Genomic DNA, 22,865 nt, shown 5'->3' on the forward strand with positions numbered 1-22,865 from the left:
GATCACTTACACGCAAGAAAAAAGGGCAGCAGATTTACACCACCGCCCTATTAACAAACAAACTTGAAAAAACTTATGCCAGCTTCAGCTGCGGAACCACGGTCAGGTTCCGAACAATTGCATTGCCCTCAACGGCCTTAAGTCCCTTCACTGCGATGAAGGTGACCAATGGCTCACAGGCAACAAGTGCCAGATAAGACAGAGCAAACTGCGCCCAAGCTGTAAATGGCGTAGCCACGTCACCAATCATTAGCCAGAAACCAACCATGCCGGTTACACCAGCATAATACATCGCATCTAACTTCAGGATCTGCGCAAAAGTCAAACGTTTGGTCAGATCCTTAGCGAACAACTGACGGCCACTCAAATAATGTACAGAGATAAGCGGCAGCATCAAAGATAGGCTGTTGACCCCCAAATGGTACATGTCCTGCGGATCAAACGCGAACGCTTGCAACAGCAAGCCGAGCGCAAACCCAAGAAGAACAGGTGTAAATCCCAGTGTCAGATACATGGCCATTGCACCGATAAAATGGAGTTCGGATGCTCCAACGGACATATGGAAGCTCTGCATGAAAATAGAGAAGAAAACCGCAGCCAACAGCGTTTTTACAGGAATCAGCGGATCTTTCATAAATTCTGAGGCCTGCTCTTTGCAGCCCCACACAATAACACCGACTGCACCTGCATTGGCAGCAATAACCTTGGCGGCGGAAACGTAACCCGGTTCAATATGCATATAATATGCTCCTCTTCGCACCCTCCGTGCGGTCATGAGTTTATGTCGTGTCGGGCAGGTTTCCTGGCTCATGGCTTCTGCGTTCTCCGCCTTCCCAGAGATCATCTCCAGTGGCTTTTAAGAAGAACGCACCACGTAACAGTTGCGGGGGCAGCTGCGGCTCGGGCCCATCTTTGGTCATCCCTACCGCATTCCCTTTTCATCCAAGAAGCTTGGCTTCTACAGAACCCAACAGCGGGAATATCCTAAATTATAGGAGAAGACACAACTAGAAATAAGAGGCAGTTGGGATAAGCAACAATCAGAGGAATGCAATGGCCATTTTAACCCGCCAAAGCTGCGGGCAAAAAAAGAGGCGTGTACCCGTTGGTACACGCCTTTAAGAAAGTTGACACTCCCCCATCCGAGTGCCAGCCGAAGCTGTATTTAGAAATATCAGAGTGCCCCACCTCTTCATTGATCTTCATCAAAATAAATAAAATTACCTCAGAAGCATCGGATATTATTTAACATTACAAATGCACTCAGATTTTCAATCGATTAAAACTAGAATAGATCAAATATATCTCATGCAGGTTGCAACGAAGGTCTCAGTATTTTCTATTAGTTCTTACTATAAGTTCTCTCCGAAGGAGCCTGCCACGAATATTTCCTTAGCCAATGCTCCTTAGGAGAAATCACAAAGCTCCATGAGTTTTGCTGCTCTCCAGATTCATCAGGAGTTGAATCTGGTGTGTGAGTAGAAGTATTTTGGCTGGCAGAAATTTGGATTTTAAGCACCCCCTCACCTTTGCCCGCAAGTCTCAGAAAGCCAAGATCACTGTGAGATCGTCCAAGAAAAATCTGAGGTGCTGTACCTATCCTCTCCCAAATCGTTCGAGCAAGATCTGTTGAGGACACTGCAGTCGCGTGGGGAGTAACCTCGATAACTCGAAATCTCGGAAGCCCGTAGTTCAACTCCGCCATAGTGCGATCTACTTCATGGTCTCCAAAGCTTAAAACCCAGATCTGGAAGTGATGTTCTTTCAAAAACCCCACCAACTCTTTCAAAGGCTGGAAGGCGAACTCTCTATACGTTGCACCAACAGCCTTTGGCCCGTGTAATGACAGATGGGCACGCACACTCTCAGAATAATCAGCAAAGCTACCAAAATTATCGCCAGCTTTGGGTGGCATAACTTCATTGTCTGCGCCAGCCAGCACCTCACTCCACAAAGCACCATCGCCAACCAAAACAGCAACACGGTCATCGAGTTTCACATACTCCGGACTCCCTGCCCGAGCCATACGCTCAATGCTTTCCACGATACCATGCCGCGCTGTGGTTGAGCTCCAACTCGGCAAGATATTATCCCGCTCACCGCCAGTTGGCTGCAAGACCGAAACCGCTGAGTATAAGAACAAGCTGGACCACTGCATCACTCAAAACCACCTGAAAGTTGTTTCAGTAAGATGGTGAACTACAATGCACATCAATTGCCCATAAAAAATGAACTAAATACTGTTATGAAAAGAGAAGAGAATCATAATTGACAGCCAACCTCCCTTTTCTCTCAACTTGAAGGCAAATACGAGTATTCACGTATATAAAGAATTTCGTTCAACGAAACATTTACTTACAATTTTCATAAACTTGCTTTGAAAGTGTCAGATAAACGTCATATGCACCGCACTTTTCGATATTTTTTAGAATTAAACACGGTTCATCCCTAGAATTCTTAATAAATGGGCAATAATTTCAAACAATTATGCCGAGGAATTTCCTGGGGTACCCAAATGCATTTTCGAGCCCTCATACTTCCTGTATTGCTCCTTTTCGTTTTAATTGGTTTATCGATACACTTCATGTCAGCGTCGTCGTATGCGTCGATTTTTGATCCTGCGACAGGTGGCCTGCACAATCAGCTCAATCAAGCTGAGCTGCTCACTCAGCAGCAGAACCTATGGACCATATTGTCTGTAGGATTGTTCGCGCTTGGTGTCCTTGGGATACTAATCGTCTATTCCAGTCTGTTTATTCAGGAGCGCATGCGGGCAACCCGGTTTTTCAACCGTGCCCTTCTCCTTATCGCCATCAGTTCGGCAGCATGCCTGCTCATCGACACAACGTTGAACTTGCCTGATGTGACTGCACAATTGATCCTCTGGCAGTCTGAAGTAGAGTTCAGACCACAAGGAGACATCCACGCCGCTGCAATCCACGCTGCAATGGCGGCAATGATCGCGGTCGTGGCTTATCTGCCTTTGTCGCATCAGCTGACACTGCGGGCGACGATCATCCTCGCACTGTCCATCGGCAGTGTCATCTACCCTGCTTATCTGAAGGGCGTTCAGGGTTTACTGCTTCATCCAATTAGCCAAAACACTGTGCTATCTGTCGGTTTCGAACAGATTGGCGGCGGCACCGTGGTCACGTTGCTCGCGACATTTGTAGCCTTTTCCGGCATGTTCGTGACCGGGTTGCGAAACTCTCCAGCATTACCTGAGTACATTCTGCGCAACACACAAAACTACAATGTCCTGCGGATCAAAGCAGGCGCGGCACTGATGGCCGTTGGCGGCATTGGCTTTTCAGTTGGTAATACAAGTATTTATTCAGGTGAGTTGGGCAGTGCGATCTTCAACGTTCTTGTCGCAACTGGTGTCTCGGTAACATTGGGCGTTGCCCTCGGCTTCTTCGCACCTCGCAAGGTCATGTACCCAACCATTCTGTTGAGCATGATTGGCGGCTTGTCCTCCGTTCTCGGAAATGCCCAGCATCTGACCGTAGCGGGCGTCGCTCTTATTGCTCTGACAGCTTCAGTAGCTTCTATTGCAGTTGCACGCATCATCTATGCAAAGTCTAAGACCCACAAGGTCATCATTTACTACACCAGTCTTGGAATTGGCTCTCTGATTGGCCTCTTCGGTTTCACAACCGCACTACCAGCAGACCATGCGTTGGCTGGGTTCAGTCTTGATAACTTTATACTTCAGGCCGTTGGAGCTTTACTGACCATCTTTTGGGCTTTCCTGTCAGGCCTGCTCCTGTTTACGTCCTTCAAATTTACGAAGCAGTTCCGCAAAGCCGACGAAATCGACCTGAATGAAACTCCGATTGTCAGCACCATCAGCCAGATGGAGAACCTGATCGGCAAGCTGGTTTGGCATGACGCCAAGCTGGATGAGCGCTTACCGGTACGGGACAATGACCCGCAAGAGCGCCTTGCTTCACTCTTCAACACGTTCCTCGACAAGCTGCAGAGCGATGAGAAACGACGTAAAATCAGTGAAACATCAAATAGTAAGCAGCAGGAAGAACTCAGCAAACTTGCCACATTTGCAGAAGGCGCATTCGAAGGCCTCGCCATCTCGACAGATGGTATCATCGTAGAATGTAACCACGTACTCTACGAGCTGCTGGACTATCAGGCAGGAGAGATGCGTGGAACCAGTTTGCTGTCTCATGTCGCACCAGATTTTCGCGAAAAAGCGCGTGAGAGCATTCTCGCCAATGAGCCGACCCCGAACGAAGTCATGCTTTTGAGCAAGTCTGGCGAGCGCATCCCGATTGAAGTTCGTGGTCGCTTGATGGAAGTGGCGGACGAGAACCTTCGTGTCTCAGCTGTGCGTGATATGCGCAAGCAGAAGGAAGACGAAGCACGCATTCTCCATCTTGCTCAGCATGATATGTTGACTGGCCTGCCGAACCGCACCTACTTCCGCGAACGCTTCCAGAAAGCAATCGAAAACCAGGCAAACGCAGAAGAATCGATCTCTGCAGTCATGTTGTTGGATCTGGATAGATTCAAAGATATCAATGACTTATATGGTCACCCAATCGGCGACAAACTCATCCAGACAGTTGCCCGACGCCTCAATGCATGTGTAACCCACCACGACACAGTTGCCCGTCTCGGTGGGGATGAGTTCGCGATCATTCAGGTCAACCTGAAAACAACGGCTGAAGTCGGTCTGCTGACCAACAAAATACTCGAAGTCCTGTCCAAGCCGATCCATGTTGGCAACAACATCACGGTCAGAACGAGCGCCAGCATTGGTATCGCGTTGATTCCAGACCATGGGACAGATCCGGATGAGCTGATGTCCAAGGCAGATATCGCTCTGTATGAAGCAAAAGAAGCAGGCCGAAACACTTTCGCGTTCTTCGAAGACAAGATGGAAGAAGCCATTTTACTGAGAAGAACAATGGAAGGCGACCTGCGTAACGCATTGGAAAATGAGGAACTTCAGCTCCACTTCCAACCGCAGGCTCGCTCTGATACCCGTTCCATCGTCGGCTTCGAGGCGCTTCTGCGTTGGAACCATCCGGAGAAAGGCCAAATTGGGCCGAACAACTTCATTCCGGTTGCGGAAGAAAGTGGTCTGATCATTCCGATTGGCCGTTGGGTTCTGAATGAAGCCTGTGCGCAAGCTTCTCAGTGGCCGGAGCGGTACCGTGTAGGTGTAAACCTCAGTCCGGTGCAGTTCTGTGATGAGTACCTCATACAAGAAGTTGAGGGTGCATTGGCGCGAAGTGGGCTGTCTCCTGAGCGTCTGGAACTGGAAATTACTGAGAGCGTGCTGATCCACGATGACCGCCGCGCACTCAATACTCTGAGGCAACTCAAGGAGTTAGGTATCACCATCGCGCTTGATGACTTTGGTACCGGCTACTCTTCCCTCAGCTATCTGCGCCGCTTCCCGTTTGATCGTCTGAAGATCGACCGTAGCTTCGTCAGTGGAGTAACACAGACGCCAGAACTGGCAGCAATCATCCGTGCTGTCATCGATCTCGGGCAGGCTTTGGGAATGGAAGTCATCGCCGAAGGTGTTGAAACTGAACCAGAATTAGAGCTGCTACGCAATGAATCCTGCGATGAAGTGCAAGGCTTCCTGATTGGTCGCCCGCAAGTTTTGGATAGCGAGATGGCAAAACATGTCAGCAATGCCAATCTGGAAATTCAGGCGTTAGATCAGTATATCGCAGCCCTGCAAGAAACCTCTCTGAAGCTGAAAGAGAAAGAAAAACAAGCAGCTGACAAGGCTCTGGGCATGATAGATGCAGGTGACTAGCGCAGCATTTCAGCACTAAGACAATAGGCAGCCAGCAGGACTTATCACCATCCTGCTGGTGCATTCACAGCCACACGGCTCCGTCCGGCACCCTGCCTAACCACCTGAACCTGAACCGGAATTCTGTCCTTCAGCGCTTCCACATGGCTAATAACGCCAACTTTTCTCCCCTGCCCCTGCAACATCTCCAGCGCATCAATGGCAAGGTCGAGGCTTTCAGCATCAAGAGAACCGAAACCTTCGTCGATAAAGAGCGTATCAACGAACGATTGACGGCCCTCCAAACCGGACAGAGCAAGTGCGAGGCTGAGTGAAATAAGGAAGCGTTCTCCGCCACTTAGCGATCGTGTAGAGCGTGGTGTATCGCCCATATCGCGGTCGATGACGAAAAGGCCAAGGCCAAAGTCAGCCCGCTTCAGCTGGTACCGCGGTTTCAGTTGATGCAGCTGTTTGTTGGCCAGCTCCACCAGCAAATCGAGAGTAACACCCTGCGCCACCTTCTGGAACTTGGAGCCGTCCGCAGAGCCAATCGCTTCGGAAATCGCGCCCCACGTCTTGGCAGTTTCTTTCGCTTCCAGCAGCAAGCCCATGATTTGCTGAGCTTTTTCTCGGGCGACGGCATCAGCACGTAGCCTTTCAGAAAGAGCGCCCTTGCTTACCTGCAGCTCAGAAAGCGCCTGCTTCGAAGTCTCCAACAATGAGGATAACTCTGCCTGAGGCTTCTCTGGCAATGGCTGCGCTTGAACAGCAACAAGCTCCTTCTCCCAGGTAGAAACAGCCGTTTGCGTTGCTAAGTAAGCATCATCCAGCATTTTCAGTTCTGAGACCAACGCATCCAGCTCCTGAGAGCTCCGCTCCTGCAATCCGTCATAGGCTTCTTTCGTCAGCCCCAAGCTCGCCAGTTCCGCATTTAACCTGTCAGCACAGCCAGTTAGCGCAGAGGCTGCTTTTGCCTCCGCAGCTTTTGCCGCTGCCAATCCAGCCTCAATGCGTCCGAATTCTTCTCTTGCGTTGTTTTGTGCGTTGCTAGCGTTATTTTTGCGTTCTTTTGCGTTGCTGTGTTTTTCAGAAAACGCGGCACGATGCGTCCCAGTCGCCGTCCCACCCAGCAGCAATTTCCGCTCAGCAGACCGCTGCTGATGCAACACGCGCAGCTGCTCCAACTGTCGCAACAATTCACCAGAGGACTTGGCAAGCCCATCTCGCCGTTCACTCAAACCACTCGTCTTCTGGTCCAGAGATTGCAGCGCGGCAGAAGTTGTTCCCTCCTGCTGCTCCAGTTGTTCCCAGGTCGAGATTCGCTCCTGCAAACTCGCCTTTAGCGCTGGTAACTCGGCACCAAGGGGCCCGAACACCATGCCACCAGCCAGCAGCGTTTCGCCAAGCCGCTGTTCCAGTCGTGATTGTGCCTCAGAATTCTCGTTGTGACGACCTTGCACGCCAGAGAGCGCCACCTTGATAGATGAAACCTCTTCAGCCTTACTAACCTGATCACCAACGGCTTTCTGGTGCGCATCCCGCAAACCACGCAGCTTGGTATCCAGCAGCTCCAGCTCTTTGCGCAACACTTCATCGCGAACCAGCACTGCCCGCAACGCATCGGCTTGTGTCGCCACCTGCGCAAGCACAGCATCCAGCATATCTGGTGCCTCAAGCAAACCATCAAGCGTCAGGTCCAGAGCAAATGGTGCGTCCAATGCGCTCCATAATCCTTCGGCCTCAGCCTGCAGCGCATCTGCCTCACTGCCATAGCGAGCCATTAGGGTAGACGCATTCGTCTGCGATGCCTCGCAGGCTGCAATCTGGCCGTTGATCTCGTCTAGGTTTCGCTGCGCAGCTGCGCGAGCTTCTTCCGCTTCCTTGCGCTGTAGAAACACGTCGCCGAACAGCGTGTCCAACGCAGCCCGGCCCTCCTGTGTATCTACGGGGTGATGGTCAGAGCCACAAACTGGGCAAGGTGCATCGTCCACCAGCTCGGCGCGCAACAGCTTCACCTGATCACCCTGCGCCGCCTCAGCAAGAGTGGAAAGGCCGCGCGCTTTCTCAAGGGCTTCCCCTCGAAGCGTCAGCTCGCTGGCCGCTTTGCCTTTTGCCTGCTGCAAACCAGCCATCTGGTCCACCAGCTTCTGCCAGGTCTCATTCTCTGCCTGCTTGTTGCGCTTGGCTTTCAAAAAGTGGCGAGAATTCTCCTGCAACTTTTCAGCCCGCTGACGGAACGCAGAAAGCTGCTCCATGCTTTTACGGGCATTATCTGCACCAAGAGCTGAAACCTCGCCCTTTTTGGCAGCGAACTCTCCTTCACATCCTTCCAGATCAGAGACAAACTGCTCCAGTTGAGCGGAAAGAGTACTCTGGATTTCGCTAAGCTCGCTCTCACGCTTGCGCATCTCCACAAGACGGGTCGCATCATTCGTAAGCGCAACCTGAACCCGCTCAAACTCATCTAGATCCGCAATCAGGCTATCCTGACGGTCCTTCAAAATCTTGGTCGCACTCAGCCGTCCCATCTGTTCTTTCACAGTGGCTTGCAACGCCTTCTGCTCTTCCAGCGATTTTGTATGCTCTGCCAGCGCTGCTTCCGCCTGCTTGGCCTCCGCCGCAGCTGTGTCAGATCGCTCCCGCAGCTGCTTGCCCTCATCCTCAAGCTCGCCCAGCTTGGTGTCCAGCTGTTCTGCCGCACTCCATTCCGGTGTCAACTTGGCAAGTTCAGCTTCCAGCTCATTGAAAACCGCATCAGCCTGTTTGGCCTGCTCTTCCTTGCCGGCAAGGTCTTTACGAACGCCTTCCAGCATCACCTGGCTTTTTTCAGCAGCTGCACGCGTGCCCGCAACATCCTTCTCGGCCTCAACCACACGGTGGTTCACAGGCTCTAAAGACTTGATGCGCTCAAACTGTGCTTTCAGATCCCGCTTGGCCTTCGCGTTTTCATGGCGGGCCTTCAAAGCTACAAACTCATCTTGCGCTGACGCCAGCTTTGTCCTCGCTTCATCCAGCTTCTGTAAATGGCCCAGCGACTTGGCAATCGCATCCATGTCCGATTGAACAGACTTGGACTGCGTTTCCAGCTCCTCTGACTGCCCCACAAGGGCAGTACGCTCTTCCTCTTCCAAAAGACCAGCCACATCAGACTTTTCTTCCAGTTTTGAGGCTACATCCTTCGCATCAGTAAAGCGCTGGAAAATCTGCTTGGAAATATCCCTGTAGCGCTGCGTGCCCGTCACTTTTTCAAGCAAGGCAGCGCGCTCATTGTCATTGGCTTTCAGGAAGGCATCAAAATCGCCCTGCGCCAACAGCACAGTCCGCTTAAACTGGTCATAGGTCAGTCCCAACCGCTCTTCTACAGCGGCATCCACCTGCTTGATGCCGCCCTCAACCGCAGCATTGTCTTCAATGCGAACCAGCGAGCGCTCCACGTTCTGCAGGCGTCCTGACGCCTTGTTACGAGCCCGGCGCACAGTCCAACGCGCGCGGTATCCCGTTCCATCCGCGCCAACAAAGTCCGCCTCGGCAAAGCCAGAGGCAGCACCACGTGTGAGCACCGTACGCGGATTTGTTTCTCGAAGCTCAGCACCGGCAACATCCGGCACACTGTCGCTGCTTCCCGCAGCACTCAAACGCGGGCATTGCCCAAACAGCGCAAGACACAGGGCGTCCAGCAATGTGGACTTGCCCGCTCCCGTTTCTCCGGTAATCGCGAATAAACCAGCCCCGTTCAAAGGCTCCTGTTCAAGGTCAATCTCAAACGGAGCCGCCAGGCTGGCAAGGTTTTCGCCACGCACCGCTAGAATACGCATTACTCAACCTCCGCTTCTGCGATAGCGCGATAAAAATAGTCCAGATGTTTGGCTTCCGGCTCGACACCGTGCACCCGCTCAAAAGCAGATTTAAAAAGCTCATCCGGTTGAACTTCCGAAAGGCGAATAAGGCTCTCAGCCTCCGCACTTATTGGCTCCTGCGGTTTTTGCCGCAACACCGAAACACCAGCACTGCGCACTGGATATTGCGCAAGGATCTGATCCACCTCAGCTTTCAAGCCACCAGCGGAAACCTGCGGTCGCAAGTCCACATGCACAAACGGCTGTTGCTCCACTGGCAGGTCCGCATCCAGCGCCAATGCATCCAGCGCAGGCACCAGCTCTTCAAGCAGCAAACCACCATCGCCCTTCAAGCGATGGAATGGCACAGGCCGCGTCAACTCAAGCCGCTCAATGGAAAGCACACCAGCATCGGAAAAGCTCAGCAGATTAACGCCGTGCTTATAATACTGCTCGGTGACAGAAAGAGGAAACGGAGACCCGGAATAGCGGATGGTCTCCTTGCCCACCTTCTGTGGCTTGTGCAAATGCCCAAGCGCCACATAGGTCAGATCATCAGGAAACTGCTCCCATGGCATGGCGTGCTCACCACCAATCAGAATACGGCGCTCCGCCCCTTCTGATTCCAAACCACCAGCCACATGCAAGTGGCCCGTCGCGATAAGGGGCATCTCGCCAATCTGCTCACGAGCCTGCTGAACAGCCGCCTCATAAAGCTCCGCCACAGCCCGCACCACCGGTGAGCCCTCTTCAGAGGAGGAAAAGCTCAGCCCCGGCAAGTCTGTTGCACGAGGAAACGGCAGCGCCAGCACATAGGCTTTCACAGCGCCATCACTGTCTTGAAGCGGCACAAGATGATGGGAAAGATCCAGCCCACCGTCTTGTCGGCGCACCATACCAACCGCCTGCACGCCAATCTTTTGAAACAGCACACCCGGCGCTTCCACACGTCCGGCAGGGTCATGATTGCCAGCAGTCAGCACCGTCACAAGATGCGGGCGCTTTTCCCGAAACCGGGCCAAAGCCTCATACAGCATTTGCGTGGCGTCTGCGGATGGGTTCTGGTTGTCAAACACGTCTCCTGCCACAACCAGCGCGTCCACCTTATGGCGTTCAATCAACTCTTCAAGCTCCATGAAGAATTGTTGATGCTCATAGGTGCGCGACCAGCCGTTCAGACTCTGGCCAATATGCCAGTCTGCTGTGTGCAGGATTTTCAACGCCATACTACCTGTTCCACGCTCCAAGGCTTGAGTGCAGCCATTTTGAAGGACAGCTGCATCATGACTCGGAAATGTTTCATTAACCAATCCGCAAATTAGGCATAGGGTTTACACAGAAGTCTTTAAAGCGTGGCGCTAACCCACAGATTTAGGGGCTTTGGCACAAGTAGCGCACAGGAATCTGTTCTGGCACCTCTCCCTGCGAAATTTTCGTGAAATTAAGAGGGGATTTTCGCAGCTTCCGCAAACACATGCCGAATCTGTTCGTTCACTAATGACGAACAATCAGATCACCAAAGCTTACCTTGTTCATTCTGAACACTAGAATATCTTTAAGGGCATGACGACACCACTGTAAATATTAAGAAATCAGGAGAGCCCCATGTCTACGATCGCAACTGATTTAAGAGTCAAAATTCGCCCAGCTCAGGAGCGTGGCCACGCCGATGCTGGCTGGTTGAAGTCCGCCCACTCTTTCAGCTTCGCCAGCTATTTTGACCGCAATAACATGAACTTCCATAATCTGCGCGTCATCAACGATGACTGGGTCGGCCCGGATGGCGGCTTCCCCATGCACCCTCATGAGAACTTCGAAATCTTCTCCTACATGTTGGAAGGCGCACTGGAACACAAAGACACCATGGGCAACGGCAGCACCGTGCACAAAGGTGGCATCCAATTCATGAGCACCGGCACCGGTGTGCAGCACTCCGAGTTCAACCCATCCAGCACGGACGAAACGCACCTGCTCCAGATCTGGCTGATCCCGGACCGCAAAAACACCACGCCCCGCTATGAAATGCTGGAGCTGAGCGAAGAGGCCCGCAACGGTAAACTCCAGCTGTTCCTCTCTCAGGATGGCCGTGACGGCTCCATCCGCACAGAGGCCGCCGCCGATATCTATTCCGGCAAGTTGGATGGTGCTGACACCATCAGTTTTGAGCTGGCAGATGAGCGTGCCGTCTACGTGCACGTGGCGCGGGGCGAAGTGCAGATAGGCGGCCAAACGCTGACAGATGGCGATGCCATTGAAGCAGAAGGCCAGGGCACACTGGAGCTGACCAACGGCAAAGGCGCAGAGGTCATTCTCTTCCACCTGTCACCACGCAGCTAAACACAGCGCACATCCCCCATCTGGACCACCCAATGCCTGACAGGTTGGCATTGGCTTAAAGGGAGGGAGGCACTCCTCAAAAAACAATAAATGCCTCCCTCTCCTTCTTCCTCTAAAAACTCTCATTGCAATACTACAAGGATATTTGTAGTATTTTCACATGACTGAGAATTCTAAGGGTGATACCGCCACAGATCTGCAGGAAGACGACGCCGTCGCAGCACTCGCCGCACTAGCGCATAAGGACAGGCTTGCCGCCTTCCGCCTCATCCTGACAGCAATGCCTGAGGGCCTGCCTTCTGGACAGATCGCCAAGGACCTGTCCATCGCCCCCACACGTATGTCCTTCCACCTCGCAACGCTTGAACGCGCCGGGCTCCTCACCGCCCAGCGCGAAGGGCGTGTCGTGCGTTATGCCATTGCCCCGCACACCATGCGCGGCCTGCTTCACTTCCTCACGCAGGATTGCTGCAACGGCGATCCTACCCTGTGTCTGGATTTCAACCCGTTCCCTTGTCGTTGACCGACCCCATCGGAGAGACCAAATGAACCCGACCATCTACCACAACCCAAAATGCGGCACCTCCCGCAACACCCTTGCCATGCTTAAGCAAGCAGGCATGGAGCCAGAGGTTATTGAGTATCTCAAAACCCCGCCTTCCCGCGCTACACTGGAAAAGCTGATCAAAGACAGCGGTCTCACCGTGCGCGAAATCCTGCGCAAAAAAGGCACGCCCTACGAGGAACTCGGCCTCGACGATGAAAAGTGGACCGATACCCAACTCATCGACTTCATCGAGCAACACCCAATCCTCATGAACCGCCCCTTCGTCACCACCGACAAAGGCACCCGCCTCTGCCGCCCCTCCGAAGTCCTGCTGGAAATTCTGGATGAGGAACAGATAGGCGCATTCACCAAGGAAGATGGCGAAGTCGTCATTCCGGCAAAGGGTTAAGCCGTGTCTGAGACTTCTTTCGATCTGACAGATCTGCCAAAGGTGGAGGCCGACAGCTTCCACCCCATCAAGACTGACGCCCTGCGCAAGGACGATGCGCCGGACCACGCCCCACGCATCCTGCTGCTCTACGGCTCCCTGCGCAAACGATCTTTCTCCCGCCTTGCGGTGCTGGAAGTTCAGCGCATTCTGGAGCAACTCGGCGCCGAGACGCGCATATTCAACCCAAGCGGCCTACCACTGGCTGATGACGCAGAGCCTGATCACCCCAAGGTGCAGGAACTGCGCGAGTTGATGATGTGGTCCGAAGGTCAGGTCTGGTGTTCCCCAGAGCGCCACGGCTCCATGACCGTCATCATGAAAACCATGATTGACTGGGTACCTCTCTCCGCCGGCGCAGTCCGCCCAACTCAGGGTAAGACACTCGCTCTGATGCAAGTCAGCGGCGGCTCCCAAAGCTTCAACGCCCTCAACCAGATGCGCGTTCTGGGCCGCTGGATGCGCATGAAGCCCTCGCCCCTCTACGACCGCGTGGTGGATGTCATGGAAGAACTCATGAAGTTCACCCACCTCACCCACGGCCACTCCGACTACCTGACCGACCGCTACTCCGAACGCAAAGAAACCGCAGCCGAACTCTCTGCACGGGTGAACACGAAGTAAGACAGGCACGATTTCCCATCTTCCTCCAAGCACTTCGTTTGAAGTGCAAACCTGCGAAGAAAAGAACAGTTAAAGCTGTTTGCGTTGCCAAGATAGAACGCAAACAGCTTTCTCTCGCTTGCCTAAGCAGGACCATTGTGAAGGTGACTATTAAAAAAGATAGCCCAACATATCGATCTGCCCTTCCGGCCGCTGCGTATCGCCAATTGGCTTGACCATAAAGCAATCAGACAAATCTCTTTCGAGCAACATCACGCTAGCCAAATCTTCTATAGCCAACCATTTTGTAAGAGCTGGTGAAACATGCAGAAATCCATGTTTCTGGTACAATGCGTCATCATCAGCCATGAGCACGATGAAATCAACTTCAGCTCGCTTCGCCATACATTCTGCAGTATGCAACAACATACTTGCTAAGCTTTGTTTGCGACGTGCTTCAGTAACACACAGATCAATTAATCCGTATATTTTTAACCGCTGCTCACCAACCTTAATGACGCGGTGATCAACGCCGACCTGTCCGATGATTTCATCTCGCTCCTCAACAATCAGCCTGAAATGAGGAAGTTGCTTAAAGAAGGTTCGGCCCTCAAAGACCTCAGGAAAGCACTTATCTAACAGCGTCGTAATCCCAGCCTCACGCTGCCGATCAATCTCATCCTCTCTGAAAACATGAATGGACAACCCGTTCACCCCGGCCCTTTCTCAATGCTATTGCTCCAGAAGATCAGGACTCTTGCAGTCTTGCAACTCGAACCACCACTCATCACCAAACCACTGCCGCTAAAACTGACAAGTCTCAACCATGCATTAAACACCTGCTGCCATACACAGGTGTGGGATTGGAACGAACAGAGGCGAGCTTCATGGATTACATTCTGGGTGTTGATGGCGGCGGCTCCAGTTGTCGTGCCGCAATCGCAACGGCGGATGGACGTTTGCTGGGGCGCGGCAAAGCCGGATCAGCCAACATCTACAGCGATCCGACCCAGAGCCTCAGCTCCATTCTCCACGCTGCCAAAGAGGCCTGCAAGGACGCGGGCCTGACCGAAGAAGCTCTGCAACAAACATTCGCAGTGTTGGGCCTGGCAGGCGCAAACGCCCACAACGACCCTATCGGCCTTGCAGAAAACCTGCCTTTCGCCGCCGTTCAGGTCGTCTCAGACAGCCTGATTGCGCTGGAAGGCGCCCACGGTTCCGACGACGGCGTCATCGGCATCCTCGGTACTGGATCCAACTTCATGGCCCGTAAAGGCGAAAAGCACTACTACCTCGGCGGTTGGGGCTTCCATTGCGGAGATCAGGGCAGCGGCGCCAAAATGGGCGAACGCGCACTGGAAGAAGCCTTGCTCGCCCATGACGGCCTGCGCAGCCTGTGCCCGCTAACGGAGCATATTCTGCGTCAGTTTGATGATGATCCGCGTAAGCTCTCCGAGTTTGCACGCACCGCAAAGCCAAAAGACTTCGGCGAGTTCATGCCCATCATCCTCATCTACGCCAAGCAACAGAGCCGGCTCGCCCTCGACATTGTTGAGGAAGGCACCACCTACGTGGCCTCAGCCCTGCGACTTTTAAGCGACGATGGCAAACTCCCCATCGCTTTACTCGGTGGCCTGAGCCACGCCTACGATGCCTTTCTGCCCCCAGACCTGAAGCAGTTCTTCGTACCCGCCAAGAACGACGCCTTGCGCGGTGCCCTGGCAATGGCAGAGCGTGAAAACGCCCTGAACACCTAATCGCAAAACGCGCGACCTAATTACTGCTGATGCACCATAACAGTGTTGCCGGGCGCATGAACTGTGAGCGTATTTCCTGAACTGATGTCAGAGGTTTTAAGCCCATTGCCACGCTGCGTGTAAAGCACATTGGTTCCACTGCTCGTCACAGCAAGCCCGGCCTCGTTGTTATTGCCTTGTTGCCACAACGTACCCTTGGAATTGCTGCCAGACACCTCCACAGCCCCCTGATTGCCATCCCCCGTCTGGAACAGGTTACCGGTTGAATTATCACCCGAAATCACAACACTCGCCTCATTGCCAACACCAGCAGCAGAAGGTGCGAGAAAGCTGTTGCGCACTGCAAGCGCAGCAACATTATCTGCTGTATCCAACGTGTTTTTGGAAGCACCAAAGATCTTGCCAACAAACCATGTTCCGCGCAAAGCCTGTTGACCCAAACCTGCAGCAAGAGTGTCTCCACCTTGCAAAACAGTAGCCTCACTGTTGCTCGCACTCTGCGAAACTTGAACTTCGTGATTGTCCCCCACCTGCCGGATGAGAGCCGTGTTCCCATCACCTGCAAAAGCCGCAGACTGCATCAAAACAGATGCCAGAATAAAACCAGCTAATTTCCTAAACATATCCATCACTCGAAAACTCGGAGCGAGGAGCCCACTGAAGGCTATTGCCCCTGCATGATACTCAGAGAATTTCCATCTCCAAATTGATTGAAGAGCGCCCGGTTGTTGTTCCCGAACTGCCCCACCAGTGCATTGTTGTTGTGCCCATAAGCTCTACCGGAAAGTGCATTGCCATATCCATATTGGATAAACCCAAAGCCATTGCCCGTTCCTTCAGCCTCATAAAGCACCGTATTCCCAGTCCCGATAATGAGTCCCTGCCCGGCAACCGGAGAGTTAGGTACATCACTCACAAGCTCCGGCATCACGGGAACGATCAAAGTGGCGTAACTCTCTTCCAGCCCCCGAAGACTGATGGTGTTCCCACCAAATTCCGTCACTTGAGGAATGTTACCCGTAAACACCTGAGCGCTCTTACCCCCCAGTAACTGAGAGGTTGAAGCATCCTGCTGATATCCAGAGACATCGACTTGCGGAATAACCGCCATTTCCTGGGCAGAAACTCCAGAAAGAGCACCACAAACAACACTGCCAAAAACGAAAAAACCAACACGCCCAAACAACATTGCAATGCTCCGGAAGTGGACTACTCCACTCCCATCACATCACAGCGGTTTCTATTTTTTCTGGATTCAGTCACTAAAACTGAAAAGACCCCGGCCCGTAGGCCGGGGGAAAAAGACTTACCAGTTGGAGCCCATCAATGTATTGAACGGAACAGAACTGTCAGTCACGATAGCTGGAACTCCCACACTGGCAGCCCCCTGATTAATGGTCGCAGAGTTGCTGTCACCCGTCTGGCTGACATTAGCAACGTTGAAGTCACCCTTCTGACCAACCATTGCTCTGTTGTGGCTTCCCATCACAGAAACGCCCGCTTGGTTGTAATCACCGATCTGCCCGACCTGAATGTGGTTATCATTGCTGGTAGAAGCGTCAGTCCGATTACCAACATTGCCGGTGATAGAGTTGCCGGTACCGTTCTGAGTGAGGAAGATCTTGTTCTGATCACCATTAACGTCTTCAAAATCGATGTTGTTGTCATCACCACCTTTTTGAATGAACTGCAGGCGGTTATAGCTACCATCAACAACACCAACAGTTACGCCGTTGTCGCTTGTCGTCTGCAACACATAGAACTTGTTGAGGTTAGGACCATTCAAGCCATCGATGTAAACACCGTTGTTATCACCAGACTGCTTCACAGCAATATATTGCCGATCGCCCCATGAATAACCGGAGAAGGCATTGCCAGCCCCAGACTGCTGAATGGAAACTTTGCCGTTAGTACCAGCACCCACGTAGTCAACTGTGTTGGAGTCTCCAGCCTGACGCGCACGGATCATAAAGTTACTGCCGTTTAGACTGACATCAATATCCTGCATGTCACCAGTCTGGCGGTATCCAGCATCATTCATGTCACCTTCAATGACAGATTTGGTGTAGGACTGGTTCGAACCAGCATCCTGAACCAGATCAACCATATTGCCGACACCTCTGGACTCAAGCCAGAAATTGTTGCGTGAACCATTCTGAAGAGCTGATGTGTCGTTGGCAGAACCAACCTGAATCAGCTTTGCACCATGGGATGGACCTTCAACAACAGGAGTACCCGTTCCCGTTGGATCTGGTGGAACATCATCGATATTGGCACCATTAAGTTCCCCACGCTGACGGATTGAAGCGGTGTTAACTCCACCAACAGCATTGGTGTTTTCTTGAGTAACCCGAGCCACAACGTTGGTATCACCGCGCTGGTCAATTGTCAGGCTGTTCTGCAAGGCAACAGCACCAGCCTGACCGGTCTGGCTCACACCCCAGACACGATGATCAGGAGTACGATCAGAAGGAGAACCATTTGCACGCTGCAAGATGCTTGCAGTGTTCTGGTCACCAGACTGAGTGACATTTTTTACCATCTGATTGTTATCTTGGTTGACGGAAAGAGTGTTGCTGGCGCCATTCTGCACCATTTGACCATGATGGTTGGTGTTAGCAGTGCGGTTGTTACCCGCAATGTTGTTGCTGCCAGTCTGCAGTACAGTCGCAGTGTTTCCGCCACCTGCAGTATTGGTCTGCACTACAATCGCGTCGTTGCTGTCGCCAATCTGGGTGATTGTACCCGTGTTGCCTGCACCAGCAAGATTTACCTGGCTCAGAGAAGATGCATTACCATCTCCTGCATGTGCAGCTGCAACTGAAAATGCTAAAGCTGAACATGACAAAATAAGAATTTGCTTCATAATTTCGAACCTTCACCTATAATAGTTCGGGTGAGCAAAGGAGATTGTAACCAATCAAATTTGCTCCGTTGCGACATGAGGGTGTGTGAGTTTTTGCGAGGTCGCACACCCTCTATTACCGTTTTTACGGTAACCGAGATCTCTTGCTACCATTTCTCATAGTCACTTATTTTCAATGGCTTAGAGAAACTTTGGATCAAGAGGAAAAAGATGGATGTTGTTCTAGAACTGCTGAACATTTTGCAACATCCTAAGATTTCTTATTCGCCCACAGGTTTGACCGTGCCAGTGGAACACTGCCTCTGTAAGGACCCATATTCGATGGGGGGCGAGCCTTTTTAACCTTTACACGCTGGGTGACCTGTGCCTTCTCAGATGTGTATTCCTGATACAAAGCATTGGCTTGAGCCGGGTTCTCAAAACTCCAGGCTCCAACACGCGCCCCTTCCATAACAATAGAATAAACCGCCTTCTCAATGGCCTGCTGCACGGCAAGGGTGACAGGCTCATTCTTGGTGATGCCAGCTTCGGCTTCTAAAATTTCATCCAAAGCGATGTAGCGGAACGCGCCGCCTTTCAACCCGACGGAGACAACGGATTTCTGGACCATCACGTTGGCCATGACTTCACCGGTCCGCGTGCTGACAGCACGCAGGGAAACGGTCACGTCATCCTGTCGGTAATCAGCATTTCCGCCAATGCCCAGATAACGAGCCCCTGCGCCGCCGGTCCGGGTGTTGCTGTCATAGCCAACCACACCGCCTTCAAACAGAACGCCCGCATAAAGCAGCGGTGGCAGAACCTTCGGATCAACTTTGTCCTCACCCAGATAGATTTTGCGGATCTGCGTGACGATCTGACGTTCTTTCAGCAAGGCATCAAGATTGCCTCGTTCAACCACGCGGAACCATTTGCGATCCCCGGCATCCTGAAGCGCACGCACCAGCATCGTGTCAGCGCCCTGCGTCACAGATCGTGACAGCGTCTGGACTTTATCAGATGGCTTATACTGACCCGTCAGATCCTGATAACTGTAAACCGCAGCGTAAACTGGTTCTTTCGGAGGTGGCAGCTTTTTCAGCTTGCTGGCTTGCACCGAAATCGTTGCAAGTTGAGGTCCGGGACTAAATGCCATGCGTGTTACCGGCCCGCAGGCAGACAACGACAACGCCATGGCAACAACAATGGATTTCTTCATCATATCAATAACCTGGCATTAATTTATGGGAGTACCGTCCTGCAGGACAGGAACCGTGATATCGGTAATGGCACCCGTGCTTTCATCAATAATCTGCAGTTGAATGGAATCTGTGCCGCGAACAAACGAAACCTTCTGGTCGCCAAAGCTCACAGTGCCGCTGTCTTTCGGATCATCACCAAAAATCGCCTGGGATACTTGATCCGCCAGAGCATAAATCAATCGGTTCTGCAGCTGGCGTACAAACAAATCAGCCAGGCTACTGCCAGAACCATCAGCACCGCTACCAGACCCGGAACCATACTTGTTGCTTCCTCCAACAGTCGCAGTTTTCTGGGCATTCGCTGTTGCAAACAGGTGGGTAGTGTTCGCCGCATATCCGCCAAAGCTCGGATTAGTCGGCTGATAAACAAGTTGTTGTGCGTGAGAGGAGCCAACACTGAGGACACACCCCAGCATAAGCCCGAGAGCAGAATTTAGTCTCATAGCAACCCCTAATCTAACGAGGACTTCACGATAAATTTCTGAGAAAGAAAGTGTCAGTTGTATCGATGTAGCTTTGGTATATTGGGGGAATACTATTGTGTCATCTCTCGACATATCGAGGTATTAGTTTCTTTTAACAAGGTAAGAACCAAGTGATTACTTTAAACCAATTTCACCCAGTAGATGCCTGATAGAATATATCACCTATAAATTCATAGTGGTATAAATATCAATTCTAATAGAGCCCACACGATTACATCATGCAGATAGCATAAATTCATAACTTGAATGCAAGTTACATCAAGGCAACTGTTCTAAAAGGGAAATGAACAAGATAGGAAAGGTGGTAGGCCCGGAGGAGCTACAAAAAACCCATAAACCTCAATACATTCAACGATTAAGTATCCCGCATGACTGCAGATAGCGCTCTTTACAAATCAATGGGTTAAATTGGAGGTGTCCCACGATCTGACCGCCCCATTTATCGCGATCAGTCACACCAATGGAAGCTGTCACCATTAAAATTGGTGGGTTCGGAATCTATTTTCTTAATCCTACTACTCACCATCTCACAGTCGCTCATGTAGGACAGGCCATCTCTATGTAGTTAGCACATACATCAATCGTTAGTTGTCTATTGTCTGTGTTTCATTGTATAACGACCGACATTGCACGATAGACTTTCATTGTCAGACACTAGGAGTTTCACCGGAATGGCTCATATCCTAGGAATTTTACAAAGCAAAGGTGGCGCTGGAAAATCTACGCTCGCCGTTTCTAGTGCCAGCTCTCTGGCGGCAGAGGGTGCAAGCGTCATCCTTGTAGACACAGATAAGCAAGAGACTGCAACAAAGTGGGCAAAGCAGGAAGTTGAAGGGCGTGGTCACATCGATCACATCTCTGAACTATCTGATGTTGAGATCACTGAGCTGCTACGCGAGCTTCGAAACCAATACGATTATGTCATCGTAGACACGGCAGGTTTTGATAGCCGCATATCAGGCTTTATCACGATTGAAAGTGATCTTGTCCTCATCCCCTGCAAGGCCACTGTTGCAGACGCACAAGGTGCTATCTCAACAAACAAGTATGTGTCGGCAACTGCAAACAGCATTCGAAGGGACATCCCATCTCTTGGAGTAAGAGTTGATTTTGACAAAGGAACTAATGCAACGGCCTCTGTCAATGAACTGCTTGCGGATTATGGAAAACTTGAGTTCGTTGACACAATCCTCTGGCATGCCACCAGCTTTAAAGACGCCTTGAACACTGGCGCATCCCCTCAAGGTCGTGCAAAGAAACTTACACACGACCTCATCACCGAGTTGCGAGCAAAGAAGTTGCTCCCAGCACCATTCAAAATTAAGAGCGCTGCGTAGGTTTAGTAGATGGCTGAATACAAAAAACAGAAACCCTCTATGATTCCCCTAGAGGATGAAGAGGACGACAAGCGCGCAGCAATCTCTCACCTGGTCGAAGGCAAAGCGAGCGAGCATCAAGCCCAGGTAGAGGCTATGCGGAAAGCTGACCGAAGCCGGATTGGCTTTTCGCTGGTACCGCAGCCTATCGTTGACATGTTCAAAGCTCGCGCTGCTGAATTGAACATGGATCAGAAGGAATACTTCTACCACCTGTTACGCGAGGACGGATTGAAGATCCCCACCTACAAAGAACTTGACGCCCGCAATCGATGATTGCGAGCGTCAAGGTTTCTCATATTGATTGGGTGGTGGAGTTAGTTGGAGATAATCAACTCTGCCACTTTCTTTCCAGCTTCCTTGCTGATGGAGTAATTGAGATGCACTTGCTCCAAGTCGAAGCCTTCAAAGGTTTTCCGGACTTCCTCTCGGTCATTTAACGAGAGCAGAAACCTACCCTTTATCTCAGATAGCACCTCAGCCATTTCAGCAAAGTCCTCTCGCTTAAAAACACCCTTCCCATAATCTGTCTCACCTCCCCAATAAGGAGGATCAAGATAGAAGAGCGTTCCAGCGGAATCGTAGCGAGATATTACCTCTCGCCAATCTAGGCTCTCGATAGTCACAGAACTAAGCCTCGATGCAGCCAGCCTCAGGTTTTCTCTCAACTGGTTTATATCAAAGCGTGATGGGCGATCTGGGGAGACGCCGAAAGAACGCCCTGTTGACTTTCCACCAAACGACAAACGCTGCAAGTAGTAGAAACGCGCCGCCCTTTGGATGTCCGTCATATGGGTAGTGCCTGCCTTCTTAAGCGCATCAAACTCAATCCTTGACGCGAGCATGAAGCTTAGCTCCTGCAGCAATATCTCCGAGTGGCTCCTAAGCACACGAAAGAGTGTGACCAACTCAGCATTAATATCATTGATTACCTCAGCTTTCGGCTGAGATACTCGGCGGAAGAACACCCCGCCCATACCGAAAAACACATCAACAAACGTCACATGTTCAATCTGCTGGATCTTGCCAACAATCGACTTAGCAAGCTGGCTTTTACCTCCAAGGTAAGGCGCGACAGGTTCCGCCTTGACCGGCTCAACTTCTCCAAACAAATTCATAGAGGATAGCTTTCAGGCTTTGGCATTTTTCCCAACCCTACTGATTAACGGGTATATAGTATCAGGTGGGGAAGAGCCTTTCAGCATTGATGCAAGCTCTCACGGACTGAGCAACCAGACAGACCGTGGATGGACGTGACGCAAACACGTCTATCTCCCTGACAATTAGCCAGAGAGACAACTAGATATAATGATGTGATCAGCTCTCGTAGCAGTGAAGCACGACCGATTGATCATAGGTCCGCCCCTGCGATGTTTGAACACGATTTGTGATCCTGTATTTCTCGCCTGCCGTTCCATCTCGCAACCAGATAGTAACAACATGCTGAGTGTGGCTGTCTGAACCCTTGGTTACACCCAGAGGCACCAACCATTCAGAGCTTGTAATCTCCTCCATGTCTCCGAGACGAGCGGACCAATCCAACTTGTAATCCTTTACGTCATCAGGATCTTTGGGAGCTTTCCATGTCAAAGTCAT

General features: G+C 51.6%; 20 protein-coding genes and 1 riboswitch. Of the genes, 8 read left to right on the forward strand and 12 right to left on the reverse strand.

Annotation, left to right across the window (positions count from 1 at the left end):
• Positions 1 to 73 precede the first annotated feature (73 nt).
• Both PsAD26_RS24435 and PsAD26_RS24440 read right to left on the reverse strand, forming a co-directional pair.
• Positions 74 to 739 carry an energy-coupling factor ABC transporter permease gene (locus PsAD26_RS24435; protein ID WP_063312475.1) on the reverse strand — a complete coding sequence of 222 codons (666 nt, stop codon included), beginning with the start codon at positions 737 to 739 and terminating at the stop codon, positions 74 to 76.
• A gap of 35 nt (positions 740 to 774) precedes the next feature.
• Positions 775 to 986, reverse strand: a riboswitch (cobalamin riboswitch).
• A 356-nt stretch (positions 987 to 1,342) separates the two neighbouring features.
• A complete protein-coding gene (locus PsAD26_RS24440) occupies positions 1,343 to 2,158 on the reverse strand; it encodes a hypothetical protein (protein ID WP_208985839.1) in 816 nt (271 codons plus the stop codon).
• A 426-nt stretch (positions 2,159 to 2,584) separates the two neighbouring features.
• On the opposite strand from PsAD26_RS24440, the gene PsAD26_RS24445 reads away from it, so the two are divergent.
• Positions 2,585 to 5,794, forward strand: a complete 3,210-nt coding sequence (locus PsAD26_RS24445) for an EAL domain-containing protein (RefSeq protein WP_063312476.1) — start codon at positions 2,585 to 2,587, stop codon at positions 5,792 to 5,794.
• A 44-nt stretch (positions 5,795 to 5,838) separates the two neighbouring features.
• Here the strand turns inward: PsAD26_RS24445 and PsAD26_RS24450 are convergent, their stop codons facing one another.
• Positions 5,839 to 9,588, reverse strand: a complete 3,750-nt coding sequence (locus PsAD26_RS24450; RefSeq protein ID WP_063312477.1) for an AAA family ATPase — start codon at positions 9,586 to 9,588, stop codon at positions 5,839 to 5,841.
• Positions 9,588 to 10,835 (reverse strand): exonuclease SbcCD subunit D, encoded by a 1,248-nt coding sequence (locus PsAD26_RS24455; protein WP_063312478.1) that lies wholly within the window; start codon positions 10,833 to 10,835, stop codon positions 9,588 to 9,590. The genes PsAD26_RS24450 and PsAD26_RS24455 overlap by 1 nt, the downstream gene beginning before the upstream one ends.
• A gap of 379 nt (positions 10,836 to 11,214) precedes the next feature.
• Between PsAD26_RS24455 and PsAD26_RS24460 the strand changes: the two genes are divergently transcribed.
• From PsAD26_RS24460 to PsAD26_RS24475, 4 genes are all read left to right on the forward strand, one after another.
• On the forward strand, positions 11,215 to 11,946 hold the full coding sequence (locus tag PsAD26_RS24460; protein ID WP_063312479.1) for a pirin family protein: 732 nt from the start codon (positions 11,215 to 11,217) through the stop codon (positions 11,944 to 11,946).
• 160 nt (positions 11,947 to 12,106) lie between these two features.
• On the forward strand, positions 12,107 to 12,469 hold the full coding sequence (locus PsAD26_RS24465) for a helix-turn-helix domain-containing protein (RefSeq protein WP_063302099.1): 363 nt from the start codon (positions 12,107 to 12,109) through the stop codon (positions 12,467 to 12,469).
• Between the two features lie 22 nt (positions 12,470 to 12,491).
• Positions 12,492 to 12,902 carry an arsenate reductase (glutaredoxin) gene (gene arsC, locus PsAD26_RS24470; RefSeq protein ID WP_063312480.1) on the forward strand — a complete coding sequence of 137 codons (411 nt, stop codon included), beginning with the start codon at positions 12,492 to 12,494 and terminating at the stop codon, positions 12,900 to 12,902.
• Between the two features lie 3 nt (positions 12,903 to 12,905).
• Positions 12,906 to 13,565, forward strand: a complete 660-nt coding sequence (locus tag PsAD26_RS24475; RefSeq protein WP_063312481.1) for an NAD(P)H-dependent oxidoreductase — start codon at positions 12,906 to 12,908, stop codon at positions 13,563 to 13,565.
• A gap of 150 nt (positions 13,566 to 13,715) precedes the next feature.
• Here PsAD26_RS24475 and PsAD26_RS24480 read toward each other — a convergent pair whose 3' ends face one another.
• Positions 13,716 to 14,258 carry a GNAT family N-acetyltransferase gene (locus PsAD26_RS24480; protein ID WP_063312482.1) on the reverse strand — a complete coding sequence of 181 codons (543 nt, stop codon included), beginning with the start codon at positions 14,256 to 14,258 and terminating at the stop codon, positions 13,716 to 13,718.
• A gap of 173 nt (positions 14,259 to 14,431) precedes the next feature.
• Between PsAD26_RS24480 and PsAD26_RS24485 the strand changes: the two genes are divergently transcribed.
• Positions 14,432 to 15,301 carry a BadF/BadG/BcrA/BcrD ATPase family protein gene (locus tag PsAD26_RS24485; RefSeq protein WP_063312483.1) on the forward strand — a complete coding sequence of 290 codons (870 nt, stop codon included), beginning with the start codon at positions 14,432 to 14,434 and terminating at the stop codon, positions 15,299 to 15,301.
• A 20-nt stretch (positions 15,302 to 15,321) separates the two neighbouring features.
• Here the strand turns inward: PsAD26_RS24485 and PsAD26_RS24490 are convergent, their stop codons facing one another.
• The 5 genes from PsAD26_RS24490 to PsAD26_RS24510 all read right to left on the reverse strand — a co-directional run bounded on the left by PsAD26_RS24490 (position 15,322) and on the right by PsAD26_RS24510 (position 19,851).
• Positions 15,322 to 15,924 carry a curlin gene (locus tag PsAD26_RS24490; RefSeq protein ID WP_063312699.1) on the reverse strand — a complete coding sequence of 201 codons (603 nt, stop codon included), beginning with the start codon at positions 15,922 to 15,924 and terminating at the stop codon, positions 15,322 to 15,324.
• A gap of 41 nt (positions 15,925 to 15,965) precedes the next feature.
• Positions 15,966 to 16,490 carry a curlin repeat-containing protein gene (locus PsAD26_RS24495; protein ID WP_063312484.1) on the reverse strand — a complete coding sequence of 175 codons (525 nt, stop codon included), beginning with the start codon at positions 16,488 to 16,490 and terminating at the stop codon, positions 15,966 to 15,968.
• A gap of 117 nt (positions 16,491 to 16,607) precedes the next feature.
• Positions 16,608 to 18,167: a curlin gene (locus tag PsAD26_RS24500; RefSeq protein WP_063312485.1), complete on the reverse strand. Its 1,560-nt coding sequence runs from the start codon at positions 18,165 to 18,167 to the stop codon at positions 16,608 to 16,610.
• Positions 18,168 to 18,417: 250 nt separating this feature from the next.
• Positions 18,418 to 19,368 carry a CsgG/HfaB family protein gene (locus PsAD26_RS24505; protein ID WP_063312486.1) on the reverse strand — a complete coding sequence of 317 codons (951 nt, stop codon included), beginning with the start codon at positions 19,366 to 19,368 and terminating at the stop codon, positions 18,418 to 18,420.
• 15 nt (positions 19,369 to 19,383) lie between these two features.
• On the reverse strand, positions 19,384 to 19,851 hold the full coding sequence (locus PsAD26_RS24510) for a curli assembly protein CsgF (RefSeq protein WP_208860170.1): 468 nt from the start codon (positions 19,849 to 19,851) through the stop codon (positions 19,384 to 19,386).
• 713 nt (positions 19,852 to 20,564) lie between these two features.
• On the opposite strand from PsAD26_RS24510, the gene PsAD26_RS24515 reads away from it, so the two are divergent.
• Positions 20,565 to 21,230, forward strand: coding sequence for an AAA family ATPase (locus tag PsAD26_RS24515; protein ID WP_063312487.1), 666 nt, complete (start codon positions 20,565 to 20,567; stop codon positions 21,228 to 21,230).
• A 39-nt stretch (positions 21,231 to 21,269) separates the two neighbouring features.
• On the forward strand, positions 21,270 to 21,545 hold the full coding sequence (locus PsAD26_RS24520) for a hypothetical protein (RefSeq protein WP_153041573.1): 276 nt from the start codon (positions 21,270 to 21,272) through the stop codon (positions 21,543 to 21,545).
• A gap of 41 nt (positions 21,546 to 21,586) precedes the next feature.
• On the opposite strand, the gene PsAD26_RS24525 is transcribed toward PsAD26_RS24520, so the two are convergent.
• The gene (locus tag PsAD26_RS24525; protein WP_057465676.1) at positions 21,587 to 22,387 is read right to left on the reverse strand and encodes a DNA adenine methylase; all 801 of its coding nucleotides are present in this window, start codon (positions 22,385 to 22,387) and stop codon (positions 21,587 to 21,589) included.
• A gap of 199 nt (positions 22,388 to 22,586) precedes the next feature.
• On the reverse strand, positions 22,587 to 22,865 hold the full coding sequence (locus PsAD26_RS24530; RefSeq protein ID WP_063312489.1) for a hypothetical protein: 279 nt from the start codon (positions 22,863 to 22,865) through the stop codon (positions 22,587 to 22,589).

It is taken from the genome of Pseudovibrio sp. Ad26 (genome assembly GCF_001623285.1).
Lineage (GTDB): Bacteria > Pseudomonadota > Alphaproteobacteria > Rhizobiales > Stappiaceae > Pseudovibrio > Pseudovibrio ascidiaceicola.